Source organism: Ideonella sp. A 288, assembly GCF_002198735.1.
GTDB lineage: Bacteria > Pseudomonadota > Gammaproteobacteria > Burkholderiales > Burkholderiaceae_C > Pseudaquabacterium.
This window is the reverse complement of record NZ_MWLO01000067.1, coordinates 25036-45780: the sequence shown is the minus strand read 5'-3', so window position 1 is coordinate 45780 and position 20745 is coordinate 25036. Positions and strand designations below refer to the sequence as shown.

16 protein-coding genes and 2 pseudogenes are annotated in these 20745 nt (G+C 71.3%); 8 read left to right on the top strand and 10 right to left on the bottom strand.

Annotated features, from left to right (window positions below):
• From EOINJALH_RS04885 to EOINJALH_RS04870, 5 genes and pseudogenes are all read left to right on the top strand, one after another.
• On the top strand, positions 1-2173 hold a 2173-nt coding region (locus EOINJALH_RS04885), incomplete at its 5' end, for a protein kinase domain-containing protein (RefSeq protein ID WP_088279193.1).
• A 174-nt stretch (positions 2174-2347) separates the two neighbouring features.
• Positions 2348-2464 (top strand): annotated as a pseudogene (locus tag EOINJALH_RS33440) (hypothetical protein); the annotation flags it as partial.
• A 36-nt stretch (positions 2465-2500) separates the two neighbouring features.
• On the top strand, positions 2501-3763 hold the full coding sequence (locus EOINJALH_RS04880; RefSeq protein ID WP_199873155.1) for a HipA domain-containing protein: 1263 nt from the start codon (positions 2501-2503) through the stop codon (positions 3761-3763).
• A gap of 246 nt (positions 3764-4009) precedes the next feature.
• Entirely contained in the window at positions 4010-5092 is a 1083-nt protein-coding gene (locus EOINJALH_RS04875; protein ID WP_088279191.1) for a poly(3-hydroxybutyrate) depolymerase, read from the top strand.
• 32 nt (positions 5093-5124) lie between these two features.
• Positions 5125-5649 (top strand): hypothetical protein, encoded by a 525-nt coding sequence (locus EOINJALH_RS04870; RefSeq protein ID WP_088279190.1) that lies wholly within the window; start codon positions 5125-5127, stop codon positions 5647-5649.
• A gap of 18 nt (positions 5650-5667) precedes the next feature.
• Here EOINJALH_RS04870 and EOINJALH_RS04865 read toward each other — a convergent pair whose 3' ends face one another.
• The 8 genes from EOINJALH_RS04865 to EOINJALH_RS04830 form a co-directional block, all read right to left on the bottom strand.
• Positions 5668-6156 (bottom strand): aromatic-ring-hydroxylating dioxygenase subunit beta, encoded by a 489-nt coding sequence (locus tag EOINJALH_RS04865; RefSeq protein WP_088279189.1) that lies wholly within the window; start codon positions 6154-6156, stop codon positions 5668-5670.
• On the bottom strand, positions 6153-7511 hold the full coding sequence (locus EOINJALH_RS04860) for an aromatic ring-hydroxylating dioxygenase subunit alpha (RefSeq protein ID WP_088279188.1): 1359 nt from the start codon (positions 7509-7511) through the stop codon (positions 6153-6155). The genes EOINJALH_RS04865 and EOINJALH_RS04860 overlap by 4 nt, the downstream gene beginning before the upstream one ends.
• Positions 7508-8029, bottom strand: a complete 522-nt coding sequence (locus tag EOINJALH_RS04855; RefSeq protein WP_088279187.1) for a 4-vinyl reductase — start codon at positions 8027-8029, stop codon at positions 7508-7510. The genes EOINJALH_RS04860 and EOINJALH_RS04855 overlap by 4 nt, the downstream gene beginning before the upstream one ends.
• Before the next feature lie 8 nt (positions 8030-8037).
• Entirely contained in the window at positions 8038-9357 is a 1320-nt protein-coding gene (locus EOINJALH_RS04850; RefSeq protein ID WP_088279186.1) for a TRAP transporter large permease, read from the bottom strand.
• Entirely contained in the window at positions 9357-9839 is a 483-nt protein-coding gene (locus EOINJALH_RS04845; protein WP_088279185.1) for a TRAP transporter small permease, read from the bottom strand. Before EOINJALH_RS04845 ends, EOINJALH_RS04850 begins: the two co-directional genes overlap by 1 nt.
• A gap of 10 nt (positions 9840-9849) precedes the next feature.
• Positions 9850-10830: a TRAP transporter substrate-binding protein DctP gene (dctP, locus tag EOINJALH_RS04840; RefSeq protein ID WP_199873153.1), complete on the bottom strand. Its 981-nt coding sequence runs from the start codon at positions 10828-10830 to the stop codon at positions 9850-9852.
• Positions 10831-10951: 121 nt separating this feature from the next.
• Complete coding sequence (locus tag EOINJALH_RS04835) at positions 10952-12718, bottom strand: diguanylate cyclase (protein WP_088279184.1); 1767 nt, start codon at positions 12716-12718, stop codon at positions 10952-10954.
• A gap of 184 nt (positions 12719-12902) precedes the next feature.
• The gene (locus EOINJALH_RS04830; RefSeq protein WP_088279183.1) at positions 12903-14225 is read right to left on the bottom strand and encodes an aminotransferase class III-fold pyridoxal phosphate-dependent enzyme; all 1323 of its coding nucleotides are present in this window, start codon (positions 14223-14225) and stop codon (positions 12903-12905) included.
• A 191-nt stretch (positions 14226-14416) separates the two neighbouring features.
• Here EOINJALH_RS04830 and EOINJALH_RS04825 point away from each other — a divergent pair, with 191 nt between their 5' ends.
• From EOINJALH_RS04825 to EOINJALH_RS04810, 3 genes and pseudogenes are all read left to right on the top strand, one after another.
• Positions 14417-16066 carry an amidohydrolase gene (locus EOINJALH_RS04825; protein WP_088279182.1) on the top strand — a complete coding sequence of 550 codons (1650 nt, stop codon included), beginning with the start codon at positions 14417-14419 and terminating at the stop codon, positions 16064-16066.
• An 8-nt stretch (positions 16067-16074) separates the two neighbouring features.
• The gene (locus EOINJALH_RS04820; RefSeq protein ID WP_158219658.1) at positions 16075-17139 is read left to right on the top strand and encodes a GTP-binding protein; all 1065 of its coding nucleotides are present in this window, start codon (positions 16075-16077) and stop codon (positions 17137-17139) included.
• Between the two features lie 1546 nt (positions 17140-18685).
• Positions 18686-18772, top strand: a pseudogene (locus tag EOINJALH_RS04810) (integrase core domain-containing protein); the annotation flags it as partial.
• Positions 18773-18871: 99 nt separating this feature from the next.
• On the opposite strand, the gene EOINJALH_RS04805 reads toward EOINJALH_RS04810, so the two are convergent.
• Together EOINJALH_RS04805 and EOINJALH_RS04800 are read right to left on the bottom strand one after the other, a co-directional pair.
• On the bottom strand, positions 18872-19837 hold the full coding sequence (locus tag EOINJALH_RS04805; RefSeq protein ID WP_088279179.1) for a DMT family transporter: 966 nt from the start codon (positions 19835-19837) through the stop codon (positions 18872-18874).
• 118 nt (positions 19838-19955) lie between these two features.
• Complete coding sequence (locus tag EOINJALH_RS04800; RefSeq protein ID WP_088279178.1) at positions 19956-20636, bottom strand: PEP-CTERM sorting domain-containing protein; 681 nt, start codon at positions 20634-20636, stop codon at positions 19956-19958.
• Between the last annotated feature and the right edge of the window lie 109 nt (positions 20637-20745).

Sequence of the window (20745 nt, the reverse complement as noted above, 5' to 3'; positions counted from 1 at the left end):
CCCCGCACCCACCCCCGCGCCCGACAGCGCGATCGCGCTGCCCGAGGGCTTCCGCCTGCACGAGTACCGCATCGAGCGCGTGCTGGGCCAGGGCGGCTTCGGCATCACCTACCTGGCCACCGACGTGAACCTGCACGCGCGGGTGGCGATCAAGGAGTACCTGCCCGCCGAGATCGCCTGGCGCGACGGCGACCACAGCGTCGCGCCGCGCGCGGCGCAGCACGGCGACCGCTACCGCAGCGGGCTGGACAGCTTCCTGGTGGAGGCGCGCACGCTGGCCACCTTCCGCCACCCGAACATCGTGCGCGTGGCGCGCTTCTTCGAGGCCCACCGCACTGCCTACATGGTGCTGGAGTACGAGCGCGGCAGTCCGCTGCGCCACTGGTGGCCCGCGAACCGGCAGATCGGCGAGCGCGGCCTGGTCGAGCGCCTGCAGCCGCTGCTGGACGGGCTGTCGGCGGTGCACCAGGCCGGCTTCCTGCACCGCGACATCAAGCCCGACAACATCCAGGTGCGCGAGGACGACGGGCGCTTCGTGCTGCTGGATTTCGGCTCGGCCGGCCAGACCGTGGCGCTGGCCGACCAGGACGCGGTGATCGTGACGCCCGGCTTCGCGCCGATCGAGCAGTACGGCCTGGGCGAGCAGGGCGCCTGGACCGACCTCTACGCGCTGGGCGCCACGCTGTACTGGGCCCTGGGCGGGCAGAAGCCGCCCGATGCCGAATCGCGCGCCGCCGGCGTGCCGATGCGCCCGGCCACGGAACTGGGCGCCGGCGTCTTCGGCGAGGCCTTCCTGAAGGCCATCGACTGGGCCCTGCAGCCCGACGCGGCGCTGCGCCCGCGCAGCATCGCGCAGTGGCGCGAGCAGCTGTTCGCCGACCACCTGGCCAGCATCGGCCTGAAGGAGGCGCTGCAGCGCGGCGAGGCGTCGGCCGACGACACGGTGACCGGGGCGCCGCGTGCGCGCGTGGCCCGCCAGCTGGCGTCGCGCTGGCGGGCGACGGTGTCGCTGCCGGACTGGCCGCTGGCCCTCAAGCTCACGCTGGCGATGCTGGTGACGGCGCTGCTGCCCATGCTGGTGACGGCGTTCTACAACCTGGACGGGAGCCGCCGGGCGCTGCAGGCCAGCCAGCTGCGCACCGCCGAGCTGCTGGCCCACAACACGGCAGGTCGCTTATCACAGTTGTTGGGCGACAGTGCCAAGCTGGCCCGCGCGCTGGGCACCGACGCCGACTTCGCGCAGTGGCTGGCCCGGCCCGACGAGGCCGGCAAGGAGGCGCTGCGCGCCAAGCTGCTGGCGCTGGCCCAGGCCAACGCCGACATCCACCTGGTGATGGTGATGGACACCGGCGGCACCACGCTGGTGTCGAACGACCCGGCGACCATGGGCCGCAACTTCCGCTTCCGCCAGTACTTCCAGGAAGCCGCGGCCGGCCGGCCCTTCGTCTCGGGCGTGGTGGTGGGCGCGGTGGCCGGTGCGGCCGGCGTGTTCTTCGCCGAGCCGGTGCGCAATGCACAGGGCCAGGTCATCGGCGCGGTGGTGCTGCGCATCCGCGCGTCGTCCTTCGCCGCCATCCTGGACGAGGTGCGCCACGATGCCAACCTCACGCCCTTCCTGATCGACGGCGACGGGGTCATCGTGCACCACCCGCGCGAAGACCTGTTGTACCAGAGCCTGATGCCGCTGACGCCGGCCGCGCTGGAGCGCGTGCGCGCCGACCAGCGCTTCCGCCGCGACCGCATCGCCAGCCTCGACGAGCCGGTGCTGGCCGCCGCGATGCTGGGCGCGAAGCAGGCCGGCCACGTGGCCTACCGGTCGGCCGCGCGCGGCGTCGACGAGATCGCCGGCTTCGCGCCGGTGCCGCAACACGACTGGGTGGTGGGCATCTCGGAGAGCCGCGCCAGCTTCGAGGCGCCGCTGGACAAGCTGTACCGGCAATTGCTGTGGAGCGTGGCCATCGCCGGCGTGGTGTTCAGCGCCCTGGCGCTGCGCTTCGGTCGCAGCATCGTGCGGCCGATCCAGGCGCTGACCACCGGCGCCCATGCGCTGAAGTCGGGCGACTTCGAGCGCGCCCACGTCGACGTCAAGGGCCGCGACGAGCTGGGCCAGCTGGCCCGCACCTTCAACGTGATGGTCGACGTGCTGCGCCAGCGCGAGCGGGAACGGCGTTAGTCCGAGGGCGGGCCGCTGGCCGCCTGCGGCAAGACCGGTTGCCCCGGGGCGGGTCGGCGAGTGTCGCCCACCGTGCCAGGTCGCCCTGGGCCGGCGGGAATCGTCGCGCGGACCAATGAAGCGGTCGGTGGGGAGTTCTTCTAGAATCCAGCGAACTATTCTTGAAGCATTCAATTGGGCGCCCATCGATCCTCATCTGGCGACGGTTTTGGCCGTGAGATCGAGCGTGCCTTAGCTCGAGGCCCGCAGTCGGCAGCGCAGTTGATGGCGGCACTGGGAATCAGTCAGCCAACCTTGTCCCGAACTATTCAAGCGCTGCCGCAGACCGTGACCCGCTTCAGGGTCACCGGGGACAGGACGCCGCGGTACGCGCTGTTGCGGCCACTGCCGCAGGGGCTGAACCCACGCCAGCCCATCTATCGATGCTCGAGCAAGGGCCACATCCAGCCGTTCGCGCAGGTCGAGTTTCTGGCGGGAGGTGCCACCCTGGAGCGTACCGGGCGCGTCACCACGCTGTACGAGGGCCTGCCGCCCTACATGGCCTTCGCGGCGCCGTCGGGTTTCCTGGGGCGCCAGCTCGCGCAGGAGGCGGCCCGCTCGCGGCACTTCCCCGTGAGCCTCAGGGACTGGAGCGATGAGCATCGGGTGGCCTACCTGTTCACCCAAGGCCTCAACCTGCCGGGCAACCTGGTGTTCGGGGACGTCTCGCTGCAAAAGGAGCACGAGTTCCGCACTGCGACGCCGATTCCGGCAACGGCCAGGCTTTCGAGCTACGTGGAGATGGCGTCGGCGCTCAAGGCGGCGGCCTATGGCTCCAGCGCTGGCGGCGAGCAGCCGAAGTTCCTGAGCCTGGGCGAGGACACGGGCCACGTGATCGTGAAGTTCGCCAGGCTGGGAAGTCGCATGGCCGAGTTGCTGCCGCTCGAACATCTGGCGCTGCGCGCGCTGGCGGAGGTGGGGGTGCCGGCGGCGCCGACGCAGTTGCTGTCCGCTGGCGGCTTTGTGTTCCTCGAGGTCGTGCGCTTCGATCGCGTGGGGCCGACCGGGCGGATCGGGATGCTGTCGGCTGGCTCGGTCGATGACGAGTTCTTCGGCCTGCGCGACTCCTGGCCAGAGTTCGCGGCGCGCTGCGAGAAGGGCAGGGTCCTGACGGCCGAGGACGTGCGGCACGTCGACACCATGGCCGCCTTCAGCGAACTCATCGGCAACACCGACCGGCACTTCGAGAACATCTCGCTGCTCCTCGACGAGGACGGCGAGTACCAGGGCATTGCGCCGGCCTACGACATCCTGCCGATGCGCTATGCGTCCATCGGCGGAGGGATGGACCCTGACCTGACGCCCATCGAGCCGAGGATCGGCACCATCGGCGCCAAGCCAGCCGTCTGGGAGCGCGCGGCCCTGGCCGCCGAGCGCTTCTGGCGGTCGGCGCAGACAGAAGTGCTCGCGGCACCGCTGTCGCAGGAGATGAGGCAACTGGCCGCGGTGAACCTGCAGGTGGCGAGGACTTTCGTGGCCCCTCTCCTGCCGGCCGCCCCGGCTGAAGCGCCAGTCTCCAAGTCGTCTGCGCGCCGCTCGCGTCCGCGCTGAGCCGCATGGGCCGCCCGCTGGCCCGCACCGTCAATGTGATGCGCGACGTGCTGCGCCTGCGCCAGCGCGATCGTTAGCCGCCGCGGCCGCGTCCACCCCGCGGTGGATGCGCCGGTTTGCTGCGGTGCCGCAACATCCACCCCGTCGAACGCCTGGGCGGCTCGACGCGGCGACGGAGTTTGTGTAGCCTTCGCTCGTGCTGCAGCGCAGCATTCTCCTGGTGCAAACGACAAGGCGGAGGACCGGATGGCCACGATGATCGACCCCACTCGCGCGGAGCAGCTGCCCCGCTTCAACGCCGACCTCACGCAGTGCTCGGTCTCGGGCCTGTCGTCGGGAGCCTTCATGACGGTGCAGCTGCACCTTGCGCACTCGTCGATGTTCGTCGGCGCCGGCATCATCGCCGGCGGGCCCTACCGCTGCGCCGAGTCGTTCCGCGCGGCGTCGTTCATCGCCGAGGACGCCTACGTGCAGAACGCGCTGTTCGTCTGCATGAACCCGCTGATCCCGCAGGCCGGGCCCAACCCCGAGCGCCTGGTGGCGATGGCACGGCAGACCGCGGCCGACCGGCTGATCGACCCGCTGCACCACCTGGCCGATGCTCGCCTGTACATCTTCACCGGCAGCGAGGACAAGGTCGTCAACTCGTCGGTGGTCGAGACCACGCGTCGTTTCTACGAACTGCTGGGCGTGCGGCCCGGCAACCTGATGTTCGTGGGCGGCGTGCCGGCCGGCCACGCGATCCTCACGACCAACCTCGAAGACAACCCGCTCGATGCCAACCGCCCGCCCTACATCAACCGCCTGCCGGCGGGATCGCGCATGCAGAGCTGGGACATCCTCGAACACATCTACGAGAAGCTGAACCCGCCGGCCGAGCGGCCCGGTGGCCGGCTGATCCGCTTCGACCAGCGCGAGTTCTTCGACGGCGACAGCCGCGCCAGCATGAGCGACTTCGGCTATGCCTACGTGCCGCAATCGGTGCTCGAGGGCGCCCAGTGCCGCATCCACGTGGCGCTGCACGGCTGCAAGCAGGGCTACAACTACGTCGATCTCGTCAGCGGCCGCCCCGACCGAACCAACATGCCGCCCTACGGCAACCGCTACATCACCACCACCGGCTACAACGAGATGGCCGACCGCAACGACATCGTGGTGCTGTACCCGCAGGCCGAAGGCATCGACGACGGCCGCACGCAGAACCCCGAAGGCTGCTGGGACTGGTGGGGCTACAGCAGCCCCAGCGCCGACCAGCCCGACTACTACTCGCAGCACGCCATCCAGATCCGCGCCATCCACGGGATGCTGCAGCGGCTGGGTGGGCGCTGACCCCTTTCCCCAGAACTGCAGGAGACCCTCCCATGCGCCCGATGCACGGCTCGATGATGGATGCCGCCGGTTCCCGGCCCGATGACCTGGGGCGGGCCCATGGCCGGCTGGCCGCGGCGGCACTGCCCGATGCCGCCCACCCGCGGCGCCTGCCGTGGCCGATGCTGCCGATGGCGCGGGCCCAGGCGGCGCACTCGATGCTGCGTCAGGTGGCGATGAGCCGCTCGGCGCAAGGCCTGCAGGCGGCGGCCGCGCTGCCCACGCTGGCCTTCGACCCGCAGGCGCTGCAGGAGATGCTGGCGTTGTCGAGCGCGGTGGCGCAGCAGTGGATGACGCTGCAGGCGCAGTGGCTGGAGGGCCTGACCGAGCTGGGCCAGGAGGCCGGCGAACTGCGCCAGGCCAACACCGTGTCGAAGTACGTCGACCAGGAGATGAACCTGGTGCAGCAGAGCCTGGCCCTGGTGTCCGCACAGTCCACCGCCGCGGCGCGGCTGATGGAGAACCTGCAGGTCAACCTGGCCTGGTGGCTCACCCAGCGCACCGATCCCCCGGCCTGAGCGCCGGGTTGCCGGCCGTCAGAGGTAGAACTCGATCGCCGGCAGGGGCTCGGCGGCGTGCAGCAGGTCCACGCGCTTGAGCGCGAGGCGCAGCGCGCCGTCGTGCACGCGCCAGGTGTGCCAGGCCACGCCCGGCAGCGTGGAGGTGCGGCCGGCGCGCAGTTCGGTGTAGACGAAGGGCGTGCGCGTCTCGAAGCGGTTGGCGGCGGCGTCGTGCACCAGCACCTCGCCGGCCTGCAGCAGGTGGTGGCAGCGGCCGGGCGCTTGCTGCGAATGCGCCTGCGGGCTGCGCAGGCGGCGGATGCGCACCTCGCGCAGCAGGTGGTCGTCGTACAGGTGCGAGGCCTGGCGCAGCGGGTCGGTGTGCGCCGTGTCGGCGGGCAGCCAGTACCAGCCGTCGGGGGTGAACAGCGCGTTCCACTCGTCCAGCCGCTGCTCGTCCAGCAGGCGGGCCTCGTGGGCGATGGCCCGCAGCAGGGCCGGCTCGGTGACGTCGGCGGGGGTCATGGCGAGGCCTCCGCACCGGTGGCGGGCCCGGCCATCTTCTCGGCCCAGGCCTGGTACTGGTGGCGCAGCAGGGCTTCGTCGATGCCGCTCACATCGCGAGGCAGCACGGCGCCGGCGTCGGCGTCGGCCGCGGCACCCCGGTGCAGGCTGACCCAGGGGTTGCCGTCGGCGGCCAGGCTGCGCTGGATGCCCTCGAAGAGGTGCAGGTCGTCGTGGGCCACGATCGACAGCGGCGAGAACACCTGCCGGTTGTAGAGCAGGGCGCTCTGCAGCAGCTCGGGCGGCGCGCCCTCGGCCTCGAAGGCCCAGGCCTCCAGCACCGTGCGGTCGGCGGCCAGCGGGCGCAGCACGCGCATCACCTGCGGCGCGCCCTTCAGGGCCATCGACGGGTAGAACACCACGTTCTGCGGGGCGAAGCGCAGCACCGCCTCGGCGCGCTCGCGGCCATGCGCGGCCTGCAGGGCCTCGGCATAGCCGCCCAGGCCGGTGTACGCCGTGTGCAGGCTCTGCCGCGTGCCCAGCACGCTGCAGCCGTGCGGCAGCAGCCGCCCGCCCATCTGGTCGAAGAAGTCGTAGCCCGCCGCGAAGGGCAGCAACTGCCTCATCGCCAGCGGCACCGGCGTGCCCTCGGGCGGCGTGCCCCAGGCGCCCTGCGCGGCCTCGGTGGCCGACGCGTGGGTGGTCACCGGGTGGAAGGCGTCGTTGATGTTCTCGAGGTAGATCTTCCAGTTGGCCGCGAACGTGGTGCGCAGCACGCCGCCGGCCACGCGCAGCCGACCCTGCGGCGAGCGGTCGGCCAGCAGGTCCAGCGCCTGCAGCAGCTCGCCCAGGCAGGCGTCGAAGGGCGGGCCGCCGGGCCGGGCGCGGGCGAAGACGAAGCCGCGGTGGCTGGCCACCTCGCCATACGCCGTGAGGCCGTCCTGCGCCGGGCAGTGCTCGAAGCCGCTGCCGGCATAGCCGGCGCGGGCCGGCTGGTCGGCGGTGGCCGGCAGGCCGGACTTCAGCGGTATGCCGGCCAGCCGGCCGTCGAGCCGGTAGGTCCAGCCGTGGTAGGGGCAGCGCAGGTAGCGGTCGGCATGGCCGGCCGCTGCGGTGCTCAGCGGCGCGCCCTTGTGGGCGCAGCGGTTGTGCAGCACGCCGATGCCGCCGTCCTCGCGGCGCAGCATCAGCACCGGCTGGCCGGCCAGGTCGGTGGTGACGAAGTCGCCGGCCGCGGGCACCTGGCTGTCGTGGCCGACGAAGAGCCACGAGCCGGCCCACAGCCGCTGCATCTCGAGCGCGAAGATCGCCGGGCTGGTGTACAGGTCGCGGTGCACCTGGGCAGGCTGCACCAGGGCGCTCGCATCCGGTGTCATTTCGGCGGCTTCCGGGCGACGAAATGGCAGCCGTGGCCGGTGCCGGGCCACAGCGCCGCGCAGTCGCATTCCTCGACCACCACGCGGGTGGACGTCAGCAGTTCGGCCAGTGCGCCGAACATGCCGCGGATCGGCGCGCACACCGGCTGGTCGGCCGGGCGGGTGGTGGCGGCGGCCCAGCCGGCGGCGAACGGGCTGTCCTCGACCGACAGGCGCAACGTCGCGCCGTCGCGCGTCACCGTCCACAGGCCCCAGCCCAGGTCGGCCGCCGATTCCACGGTGGCGGCGATCAGCGCGGCCTTCTCGTGGCCCACGGTCTCGGCGTAGGCGCGCAGGCTGTCGGCACCGTGCTGGCGGGTGGACGCGGCCCAGGCGTCGAGCATGGCGCGCTGGCCAGCGTCGTCGAGCAGCTTCACGGTGCCCATCATCACGTCGGTGCGCGTCATCAGGTAGCGGCGCGGGCCGTCGTGCAGCGCGCCGCTGCGGTTCCATCTCAGCCGTTTGCGAAGGTCGCCCATCGTGGCCCCTATTTTCCGAGCAGCAGCGTCGGCAGCCAGGTGGCCAGGCCCGGCACCAGCAGCACCAGGGCCACCATCAGCACACCCATCAGCACATAGGGCGTGACGGCGGCGAAGATCTCGCTGGTGGGGATGGACTTGGGCGCCACACCGCGCATGGTGAACAGCAGCATGCCGAAGGGCGGCGTCAGCAGGCCCAGCTGCATGCAGATCAGGTAGACCACGCCGAACCACAGCGGATCCCACGCGTAGTGCTGCACCAGCGGCATGAAGAAGGGCAGGGTGATCAGCATCATGCTCACCTGGTCGACGAAGCAGCCCAGCACCAGCAGCATCGCGATCATCGCGGCCATCACCATCCACGGCGCCAGGCTGGCGTCCTTGACCAGGCCCACCAGGCCGTTGGTGGCGCCCGAGAACGACAGGATCTGCGAGAAGGTGGTGGCGCCGATGATGATGAACAGGATGACGCCGGTGATCGCCGCCGTGCCCATCAGCGCCTGGCCCAGGGCCACGCCGGTGAGCGAGCGGTAGGCGAAGCACACCACCACCGTGGCCAGGGCGCCCAGCGCGGCCGATTCGGTGGGCGTGGCCCAGCCGGCCGACATGGCCACGATGACCAGCACGAAGATCAGCACCAGCGGCGTCACGTTGACCAGCAGCGGGCCCCAGCGGGCCCAGCCGTGCGTGGGCTCGGGCTCCGACGGCGGCGCCAGCGCCGGGTTGCGCCAGGCGCTGAAGACGATCCAGCCCAGGAACATCGCCGCCATCGCGAAGCCCGGCACCACGCCGGCGATCAGCAGGCCCGAGATCGAGATGCCGGCCAGGCTGCCCAGCAGCACGGTCAGCGCCGACGGCGGGATCAGCATGTCGACGCCGCCGATGGCCATGATCGGCCCCATGGCCATGCGCGGGTGGTAGCCGCGCTTGAGCATCTCGGGCAGCAGCAGGCTGCCCAGCAGCGCGGTGGTGGCGATGGTGGAACCCGAGATGGCCGAGAACACCGTGCCGGCGACGATGGCCACCACCGACAGCCGCGCCGGCACGCCGCGGATGGCGCGGTCGAAGCTGTCGATCGCGCGCATCGCCAGGCCGGTGTGGAACAGCACCTCGCCCATCAGGATGAAGAACGGGATCGGCGTGAGCGAGAAGTTGGTGACCGACGCGATGCTGTTGCGCACCACCTGCATCAGGCCGGCCTCGCCGCCCAGGTAGACCACCGCGCCGACCAGGTTGATGCCCAGGAACGCGAAGCCCGCCGGCAGCCCCACCAGCAGCAGCAGGGTGAGCACGCCGAACAGCAGCAGCAGGCTGTGCCACCACAGCATCAGCGGGTCTCCGCCTCGTCGGTCAGGCCGCTGGGGAAGAGCACCCGCCGGCCGCACTCGAGCGCCAGCAGCGCAAAGCCGAAGGGCACCGGCACGTACAGCCACCATTCCGGGAACACCAGCGCCTTGATCACCAGGCTGCCGGCGTCGCGGCTGTCCAGCAGCACGCGCACCGAGTACCACACCATCAGCAGGCTCACCACCAGCCCCAGCAGCGAGGCCATGCGGTCGACGCGGCGCTGCGCGGCGGGCGACAGCACGGCGCCCAGCAGGTCGAGCCGCACATGCTGGTTGCGCCACATCAGCCACGGCGCGGCGGCCAGCGTGGCGATGGGCAGCGCGTACTCGGTGACCTCGTTGATCCAGGGCAGCGAGCGCAGGCCCAGGTTGCGGGTGACGACGTCCCAGCACACCAGCAGCGTGATCAGCGCGACCACCCCTGCGGCCACCACGCCGCAGGCGCGCATCAGGGCAGCGTGCATGCGTGCGGGGTCAGGGGGCCATCAGCTGGCGCAGCCTGGCGCCATGCTGCGGGCTGGTGGCCAGGATGCCGGCCCAGCCCGCCTCTTGCGACAGCGTGAGCAGCTTCTTCGCCTCGGCGTCGGGCAGCTTGATGGTCTGGATGCCGGCGTCGGCCTGGCGCTTCAGGTCGGCCGGGCCGTCCTTGGTGGCCATGTCGGCGTTCTGTGCCTCGACCCAGGCCACCTGCTTGTTGAGGAACTCGCGCTGGGCGGCGGTGAGCGCGTTCCAGCTCTTGGCGCTGAAGATGATGCCCAGCTCGATGTTGTAGAAGCCGGGGTCGACGCGGTACTTGGTCTTCTCGTGCCAGCCCAGGTCGAAGATGCCCAGCAGCGGCCAGCCGTAGCCGTCGACCACGCCGCGGTCGAGCGCGGTGAACACCTCGCCCGGCGCCACCTGCATCACCGACGCGCCCAGCTTGGTGAAGAACTCGCGGTAGATCGGCGCGATGCGGATCTTCAGGCCCGACAGGTCGGCCTTGTCGATCTTCTTGTTGAGGTAGATGTGGTACGGCACGCCGTCGCCGGTGCGGGCGAAGTAGTACAGGCCCTTCTCCATCATCAGCTTGTTGAGGAAGTCGACCGTGCCGTTCTTGCGCATCTCGGCCCAGGACACGGTGGCGTAGTTCACCGCCAGGCTCTCGGGCGACACGCTGGCCACGAAGGAGGTGGTGGTGTTGGACAGGTCGACCACGCCGTTGCGCAGCGCCGAGCCCTGCTCCATCGTCGGGATGGCCTTGGGCCCGCCCAGGTAGTTGATCTGCACGACGCCCTTGCCTTCTTCGTTGACCTTCTTGACGAAGCGCTCGAAGTTGCGGGCGTAGTAGGTGCCTTCCTGGAAGGCGTTGACGGCCCGGAGCGTGACCTCCTGCGCCATCGCGGGCAGGGCCATGGTCAGGGCCGTCGCCAAGGCCGACAGGCCGGCGAGTCGGCGGGACAGGCGGAGCGGATTCATCGCGGATCTCCAGGTGGCGTTGGAGACCATTGTGACGGGGCCGCGCGCGGCGGTGCGTCAGGGGTTTCGCGCGAGGTTCGCTGGCGCCAAGGCGCCTGTCGTCGGCCCCGGAGGGGCGGGCTCAGACGGTCGTCGCGCTCGCGGCATCCACCGGGTCGGCCTGCATCACCTGGTTGCGCCCGGCGCGCTTGGCGCGGTACATGGCGGCGTCGGCGCGGCTCAACAGGGTCTGCAGGTCGAAGCCGCAGCAGTCGGTGCTGGTCACGCCCACGCTGACGGTGACGCGCATCACCGAGGCACCGTTCGCGCCGGCCAGGGCCGTCTGCGCGATGCCCTCGCGCAGGCGCTCGGCGAAGCGCAGGCCCTGCTCGGCGTCGCAGTGGTTGAGCATCAGCACGAACTCTTCGCCGCCGAAGCGGCCCACCGCGTCGCCCAAGCGCGGCGCGCGGCGGATCGCCTGCCCCACCTCCACCAGGGCCTGGTCGCCGGCCGCGTGGCCATGGGTGTCGTTGAACTGCTTGAAGTGGTCCACGTCCAGCAGCACCAGCACGGCGCAATGGCCGTGGCGGCGGGCCTCGGCCAGATCGCGTTGCGCGGCCTGGAAGAAGGCGCGCCGGTTGGGCAGGCCGGTCAGGAAGTCGGTGTTCGACAGGTCGCGCAGGCGCTCGATCAGGCCGTCGCGTTCGCGCTCCAGGGTCTGGCGCTGGCGCACCTGGGTCTGCAGCGTGCGCACCGCGCCGATCACGGCCGCCATCTCGTCGTCGGCCTGCGGGCGCGGCAGCGGTGCGTCCAGTTCGTGGCGCGCCAGGGCCTCCAGCGCCCGCGTGGTGCCGGCCAACGGCTGCAGCACCCGGCGCTGGACGATGGCCAGGTACGCGGCCAGCATCGCCAACAGCAGCACCGCGGCGGCCGCGGCCAGCAGCAGTTCGCCACGTGCATGGGACTGTCCGGCCCGTGCCATCGTGGCGGCCTCGGCCAGCAGCCCGTCGCGCAGGTCGAACAGGGTGTTCATCTCCGGCACGTAGCGCGCGGCAAAGCCCGCCGGGTCCATGCCGTAGCGGCCGTCGCTGGCGCCGGCCGCCAGCACCGCCTGCACGATCTGCTGGGCCACCTGGAAGTACTGCGCCTCGGCGCGCATCCAGGCCTGCATCACCGGGCCGGCCTGGCCCGGCAGCTGCACGCGCAGCGAGGCCAGGAAGCGCAGCTCGTCGATGCGGCCGCGCGTGCGTTCGATCTGCGCGCGCTCGTCGGCGGTGAAGGGCCGCTCGGCGGTGAGCGCCGCGGTGAAGTGCGAGCCCAGCAGGCCGGCGTACTCGCGCAGCTCGGCGATCATGCGGGCGCCCTGCACCGCATCGCCCAGCGGTGGGTAGGCCTTCTGGGCGTCGTTGGCCAAAATCGCGATGGCCGGGGCCAGCGTCGGCACCACCGCCACCATGCCGGTGACGGCGCCCTCGAGGCTGCCCGCGCTGCGTTCGGCCTTGGGTAGCGCGGCGACCCGGTCGACCGTGGCGCGCGCCTCGCGCAGCGCCAGTCGGCCGGCCAGGTAGCGCCGGGCGGCGTCCTGCCGGGCGGCGTCGTGGTCCAGGCCGGCCATGACCTGGCCGAGCGCGTCCAGGCTGCGGTCGGTGCGCTCGCGGGCCTCGGTCAGCGCCCGCAGCCGTTCTGGCGGCGCGGGTGCCGCGCTGCCCAGCACGCCATTGGTGGGGCCACGTTCGCGCGACACCATTTCGGCGGCCTGCAGCGCCAGGCGCAACTGCGCCACCGCCTCGATGGCCACGCCGGCGCGTCCGTAGTCGCTCCATTCGGTCCACGCCATGCGGGCCACCACCGCGGCGGTGGTGAGGGTCAGCAGGGCTGCCAGCAGGCGCAGCAGGTGGCTCAGGGGCATGGGAGGGGCCGGCGCCAGGGCCGGTGCGCGCCGAAGCGGTCGGCGCGTGTCTGGGGTGTCGGCCCCGACGCGCGGCGCTTGAGCGGCGCACCGGGCGGCCCGCGCGGCGGCGTGACGCCTGCCACGCAGGTGAGCACCCGCTGGCCCGGCGGTTGGCGGCCGGCGTCCACCGGCCGCCGGGGGGTCAGAGCCCCTTCAGCACCGCCCGCACCTTGGTGACGATCTCGTCCAGGTGCTGGTCTTCCATCACCAGCGGCGGCGCGATGATCAGCGCGTCGCCGGTGCTCTTCAGGTTCAGGCCGGTGTCGTACAGGCGCTTCTGCGCCTCGTGGCCGCGGGCGCCGGGGGCGCCGTCCATGGCCACGTCCACCGCGGCCATCATGCCCACCGAGCGGATGTCGGTGACCACCGCGCAGTCGCGCAGCGAGTGGATGGCCTCGATGAACTTCGGGCTCATTGCCGCAGCGCGCTCGATCAGCCGCTCCTTGGCGAAGATGTCCATCATGGCCAGGCCGGCGGCGCACGAGGCCGGGTGGGCGCTGTAGGTGTAGCCGTGGAAGAACTCCACGCCCTTGGCCGGGCCGGCCTGGGTGATGTCGTCGTAGATGTCCTGGCGCGCAGCCACCGCGCCCATCGGCTGCGCGCCGTTGGTGATGGCCTTGGCCATGGTCAGCAGGTCGGGCGTGACGCCGAAGGCCTGCGCCGCGAAGGGCGCGCCCATGCGGCCCCAGCCGGTGATGACCTCGTCGAAGACCAGCAGGATGCCCTGCTGGGTGCAGATCTCGCGCAGGCGGTTCAGGTAGCCCTTCGGCGGCGGCAGGCAGCCGAACGAGCCGGCGGTGGGCTCGACGAAGCAGGCCGCGATGTTCTCGCCGCCGTACAGGTTGCACAGGCGCAGCAGGTCTTCGGCCAGGTCGGCGCCGTGCTCGGGCTGGCCGGGGGTGAACTTGTTCTCGGGAAGCGCGGTGTGGCGCATGTGGTAGACGCCCGCCAGGCCCACGCCGAAGCTGCGGCGGTTGTTCACCATGCCGGCCAGCGACACGCCGCCCATGTTGACGCCGTGATAGGCCCGCTCGCGCGAGACGAACATCTGGCGCTGCGGCTGGCCCTTCACGCGGTGGTAGGCCAGGGCCATCTTCATCGCCGTGTCCACCGCCTCGGAGCCCGAGTTGGTGAAGAACACCCGGTTCAGCCCCTCGGGCGTGTAGTGGGTGACGCGCTCGGCCAGCTCGAAGGCCTTGGAATGCGCGCGCAGGAAGGGCGCGGTGAAGTCCAGCGTCTGCAGTTGCTCGTACACGGCCTGCGCGATCTCGTCGCGGCAGTGCCCGGCGGCGACGCAGAACAGGCCCGCCGACGCGTCGATCACCTCGCGGCCGTCCGGCGTGTAGAAGTACATGCCCTTGGCGCGGGCGAACATGCGCGGCTCGGACTTGAACTCCTTGTTGGCCGAGAACGGCATCCAGAACGGTTGCATCGTCGTGGCGACTTGCGGATCGGCGTGTCCCATGGGGGGCTCCTGGCAGGTGGTGAGCGGCAGTCTGCCATTGTGGGCCGGCCCCGGCCGCGGTGGTGGCATCGCCGCGCGCTGGACCCATCGATTGGCGGCGGCTGGCGCCATGCGCCGGCGGGTGCGGCCGGCTGCGGCAGGGCGCCGTGCGGCATGATGGCCGTTCCCATGACACGCAACCCATCGCCCGCATGAGCCTCTCATCCCCCGGCGCCACCACCGTCTACGCCGCCCGCAAGATCCTCACGATGAACCCGGCGCGCCCCGAGGCCACCCATGTGGCGGTGCGCGACGGGCGCATCCTCGGCGTGGGCGCGCTGGCCGACCTGGCAGGCTGGGGCCCGGCCACGCTGGACGAGCGCTTCGCCGGTCAGGTGCTGATGCCCGGGCTGGTGGAAGGCCACAGCCACCTGATGGCCGGCACCTTCTGGCGCTACACCTACTGCGGCCGCTTCGACGTGCGCGACCCCGACGGCCGCACCTGGCCCGGCGCCGGCTCGCTGGACGCGGTGGTGGCCGCACTCGTCCGCGCCGCAGCGGCCGCCGGCGGCGATGCGCCCATCGTCGGCTGGGGCTTCGACCCCATCTACTTCGGCAGCCGACGCTGCACGCGCGAAGACCTCGACCGCGTCAGCACCACCCGCCCGGTGGGCGTGATGCACGCCAGCGGCCACATCCTCAACGTCAACACCGTGGCGCTGCAACGCGCGGGCTTCCTGCGCGCTGGCATCGACCACCCGGCCTTCCCGCTGGGCGCCGACGGCCTGCCCACCGGCGAGCTGAAGGGCCCCGAGGCCATGCTGCCGGTGCTCGACCACGTCGGCCTGAACCGCTCGTTCCTCAGCGGCGACGAGTTCGGCATTCGCGCCTTCGGCAAGCTGTGCGTGCGCGCCGGCGTCACCACCGCCACCGACCTGGCCGCCACGCTGGCCGACGACGAGGTGGCCACGCTGCTGTCCATCACCGCCGAAGACGCCTACCCGGTGCGCATCGTGCCGCTGTTGCGCTTCATCGGCATGAAGCCGTCCGAGGCGGTGGACCGCGCCGTGGCCCTGCGCGCGCGCAGCAGCCAGCAGTTGCGCCTGGGCCGCATCAAGGTGGTGGCCGACGGTTCCATCCAGGGCTTCTCGGCGCGGCTGCGCTGGCCGGGCTACTACAACGGAGCGCCCAACGGCCTGTGGTACACCGCGCCCGAGGCGATGCGCGAGGTCTACACCCTCGGCCTGGCGCGCGGCGTGCAGGTGCACACCCACACCAACGGCGACGAGGCCACCGAGGCCGTGCTCGACGCCTTCGAGCAGGCGCTGCGCAGCAGCCCGTCGCGCGACCATCGCTACACGCTGCAGCACTGCCAGCTGGCCGACGCCGCGCAGTACCGCCGCATGCAGGCGCTGGGGCTGTCCGTCAACCTGTTCGCCAACCACCACTTCTACTGGGGCGACCAGCACCACGAGACGACCGTGGGCCCCGAGCGCGCCGAGCGCATGAACGCCTGCCGCACCGCGATGGACAGTGGCGTGCCCTTCGCCATCCACAGCGACGCGCCGATCACGCCGATCGGCCCGCTGTTCACCGCCTGGTGCGCGGTGCACCGCCGCACCGTGTCGGGCCGCGTGCTCGGCGCGCACGAGTGCATCGGCGTGGCCGACGCGCTGCGCGCCATCACGCTGGGCGCCGCCTACACGCTGGGGCTGGACGGCGAGGTCGGCTCGATCGAATGCGGCAAGCGCGCCGACTTCTGCGTGCTCGACGACGACCCCACCGCCATCGACCCCGAGCGGCTGAAGGACCTGCCGGTGTGGGGCACGGTGCAGGGCGGGCGGGTGTTCGCGGCCGGGTGACCGGCGCGATGGACCCCGGCCCGGCGCCGTCGGCGCCAGCGCTGCCCGCCGTCGTCATCGGCGGCTACCTCGGCGCCGGCAAGACCACGCTCGTCAACCACCTGCTGCGCCACGCGGGCGGTCGGCGCATCGCGGTGCTGGTCAACGACTTCGGCAGCATCGACATCGACGCCGACCTCATCGAGGCCAGCGACGGCGACGTGCTCAGCCTGGCCGGCGGCTGCGTGTGCTGCAGCTTCGGTGCCGACCTGATCGGCACGCTGATGGCCACGGCCCGGCGCATGCCGCGGCCCGACCTGGTGCTGATCGAGCTGAGCGGCGTGGCCCTGCCTGCCGCGGCGGTGCGCAGTGCGAGGCTGGCGCTGGGCATCGAGGTGGTGGCCACCGTGGTGCTGGCCGACGCGGCCGACGTGCGGCGCCTGGCCACCGACCCCCACGTGGGCGACACGGTGCGCCAGCAACTGCACGACGCCGACCTGCTGCTGCTGAACAAGCCCGACCTCGTCGACGCCGCCACCTGGGCAGCGCTGCCGGCCTGGCTGGCAGCGCAGGCGCCGCAGGCCCGCACCGTGGCCTGCGCGGCGGCCGAGGTGCCGGCGGAACTGCTGCTGGGCTGGCGTGCAAACGACGCGTCCATCGATCCGCCTGCCGAGGCGGTCGATCGACACGGCGGTGACCTTGCCAGAGCCGCTGCCGCCGACGTGCCAACGGCGCACATCGCGCCCGATGACGGCCTCCCGTCCGCCTTCGCGCCGCGTCCGATGGCACCGCTGCGGCACGATCCGGGCCGCGTGTTCGCCAGCCGCAGCGCGCAGCTGTCCGAGGGGGTGGATCTCGACGCGCTGGGCCGCGCGCTCGCGTCGGCCGGCAGTGGCGTGCTGCGCGCCAAGGCCCTGGCCGTCGACGCGGCCGGCCAGGGCTGGAGCCTTCAGGTGGTCGGCGCGCGCTGGCAGGTGGCCCCGGCGCGCGTGGCCGGCCCGGGCCGGCTCGTCGTCATCGGCCTGCGGCAGCGGATGGGCGGAGCCGACTTCGGCGTGGCGGGTGCGGCGCTGCGCTGGCTCGACGACCGCTGAGCGCAGTGCACCCAAGGCTGAGTATCAGACGGCCGATCTGTCTTCTGTGGAAGTTCATCGGCGCGTGTGTTGGGACGCTTGGCCCAGGCGGCCTCCCAGGCTCTGCCATGCCCGCATTGGGCCGCTTGTAGGTCTGAACGCATTCCGCACGAGTACCACGAAGCCACGTTGCAGGCCGCAGAAGAGGCACTGCAGCACGATCGCGTCGTTGCACTGGCAAGACCGCGCGCTGGTATCGGCCGGCCGCGTGGATTGGCGTGCGCAGGCGACGGGAAATGGGGGGTGAATGGCTTTGTTCGCCCGCATAAGCGCCGTGTGGCTCGCGCTGAGCTGCGCCGATCCGCAGGCGGCCACCTGACCCCAGCACCTCGACCTGCCAGACCCGGGTACCTCCCCCTCGAACGGGGGGGTCACCCCCACGTTGCGAACCTCGTCATACAAGGATACGTTGCACATAATGAGTTATAGGTTCAGTTTCCGGTCAGCACGACGCTGGCCCCCCCAGGAGTTGTGCCATGCCGTCGAACTACCGTACAACCTTGCGAGTGGCCCTGTGCCTTTTGGGCAGTTCGCCCGCGCTGGCCCTGGCCTATACGGAATCGGCCGACGTGGTGATTCACGCTCCGGACGAGTCTTATCTGGGTGGCCCGATTGCCAATCCGGACCGCCACCACGAAGGCACTGCAGTCCACGTGCAGCCCTTCGCGGTCGGGGAGAGCCTCAGCGTCGCCAACCCGTTCACCCCCGGGGTCACCCATACGCGGGAATCGTCTGTCACGTTCTCGAGCACGCCGCTGCCGGTACTTCAGGCTCACAGCCGCTTCGACAGCTACAACCTGGGTGATGCGGTCGGCACGTATGCGTATGGCGCGCTGAGCTACTCGTTCACCGTCACCGGCGCAGCGAACACGCTTGTGCCCATCAGCATCTCGAGCCTGTTCGAGTTGTCCACCAATAGGCCGGACTCGTTCGTCAACAGTGCGTTTGGGCAGGTGAGGCTCGGCCTGTTCGCCCACGACCCCAGCGGTACCTTCGGCGCGCTGTATGGCAGCAACCGCAGCTTCATCTCCATGTTTTGCGGGACAAATTTCAACGGCGCGGATTGTGCGGCGGGTGCGGGCGACGACAGTCTTGGCAAGTACGTCGACGGTGTGCTGCTGGATTCGACCCACCAGAACTACAGTTTCGACGCGTCGGGCAACAACAACTTCCGCAGCGCCTTGGCCGCTTTCGCATTTGGCCTACCGTTGGACGCCTCGGGAGTGGCGACCGTGACACTGGAGATGAGCGCCACGACCGCGGCCTTCGCCGGCATGTTCGACCCCGACATCACGGCCGCCGGCACCCAGAGCGCCCTCCATGTGGCCGACGCCTACATTGATCCTGTCATCCGCATCGACCCCGTTTACCTGGTCAGCCACCCTGGCACCGTGCTGTCAGTCGAGGCTGGCCTGGGTAACGGTGAACTGCTCCCTGTGCCCGAACTGCCCACGCAGGCCTTGTTGCTCACAGGTCTGGCCGGCCTGGTGTGGCGTGCCAGGCGCTGGAGTGGTTCCGCTCCCGCAAGGAAGCGGCGGTCATCATTGAAGCCTGGCGCAGGCACTACAACGACGTGCGACCCCACAGCAGCCTGAACTAAATGACCCCGCACGAGTGCAAGCTGCACAATCCCGCTCACCCCAACCGAGCCGTCTTACAGGAGTAACTGGCTCGAAAGAACCGAGCAGGTCAATCAGGCACCGCCTGCTTCCTGACTCCGTCGGGCGTCATGACCCGCCTCTCTGCGCGCCACCCACACCGTCGCCGCGCAGATGAGCACGCCGCCGATCAGCGTCGACTGGCTGGGCACGTCGGCGAAGAGCAGGAACCCCAGCATCGACGCCCAGATCAGGTCGAGGAACTTGGCCGACTGCGTGGCCGAGATGTCGGCCACGGTGAACGACCGCGTCAGGCAGTAGTGGCCGGCGCTGCCGAGCACGCCGCACAGCAGGTAGCCGGCCCACTGCCCGGCCGACAGCGGCTGCCAGTGCCACAGCGCCAGCGGCAGGCTGAACAGCGACACCGTGATCGACTGCCAGACCAGGATGGTGCCGGTGTTCTCGTGGCGCGTGAGCGCCTTGGTCAGCAGGAACGAGCCGGCGAACACCGGTGCCGAGGCCAGCATCACCAGGTGGTACAGGCCGGCCGCGCCGGGGTTGCCCAGCGACAGCTTGGGGCCGACGACGATCATCACGCCGGCGAAGCCCAGGGCCGTGGCCAGCCAGCGCTCCCAGCGCATCGGCTCGCGGAAGAAGAGGTAGGCGCCGATCATGATGAAGATCGGGCCGGTGAAGCCGATGGCCGTCATGTCGGCCAGCGGGATCTTCGGCAAGGCCACGAACCACAGGCACAGCCCGAGCGTGTGCAGGCCGCCGCGGGTGAACTGGCCCACCATGTCCTTCGGGCGATAGGCCGCCAGGCCGTGGCGCCAGACGATCGGCAGCAGCACCGCCAGCCCGAAGGCGTAGCGCAGGAACTGCGACTGGAAGGGGTCGACCGTCAGCGTCAGGCTGCGCATGGTCGCGTTGAGCAGGCTGAAGATGAACCCGGCGCTGGCGGCCCACAGCAGGCCGCGGGTGGTCGTCGACAGGTGCGCCGTGCGACGGTGGATGGCGTCGTGCAGCTGCTGCCAGGGGGCGACCGGGGGGACGGCGGACATTCGTGCGGAGGTTAGCACCGGCTTGCCTGGGCCAGGATGGCCCGGGGCGGCATCGGCGCAGCGGTGGTGGGCGTTGTTGCCGGCCGGCGGCGCGGGCGCCCGGCCGGGGTGCCGCGCCTCAGGTGGCCGCGGCGGTGGCCGGCAGCGCGGCCCGGCGGCGGTGCCAGGCCAGCAGGCCCAGGCCGCCCAGCAGCAGCGCCCACTGGCCCGGCTCGGGCACAGGGGCCGGCGGGTCGAGCACCACCACGTTGGCGTTGAACGACTGCGCGCCGATGATGCCGCCGTCGTCGAGCGTCATGCCCAGCGTGAAGTCGGCACTGATGATCAGGTTGCTCAGCGTCCAGCGCACGCTGTCGCGGAACTCGCCACTGAGGAAGGTGAAGCCGTCGGGGTTGAAGCTGCCGTCCCAGGCCACCGGGTCGACCAGCTGAATGCCGGTGCGGCCGGCGCCGGCCGGCGACAGCAGCGACCACGAATCGCCGAGCGCGCCGCTGCGCGCGAGGGGCGCGGCCAGCGCGTCGCTGGCGAACTGGTAGCTCCAGGTGGCCGCGCCCAGGCCCACGGTGTTGTCCATCGACAGGTGGCTGAGAAAGGCCACCGGGTCGCCCGCGCCCAGCGTGCCGGCGTCCACCAGGAAGCTCACCTGGAAGGCGGTGTTGAAGGTGACCTTGTCGGGCGTGGTGATGGTGACGTCCACGCCCGACCACGTGCCGCGGGTGACGACGTCGACGGCCGATGCGTGGAATGGCAGGCACAGCGGTGCCAGGGCCAGCGCCGCGCGCCACGGCAATGTCTTCATGGTCGGTTCCCCCTGCGCCGCTGGCTGCGGCGTCGGGCGGAGTCTAGACCGAACGGGCGGCCGTCTGGCAGCGTGGCCCCGACGCGGCCGCCAGGGCCTGAACCACCGT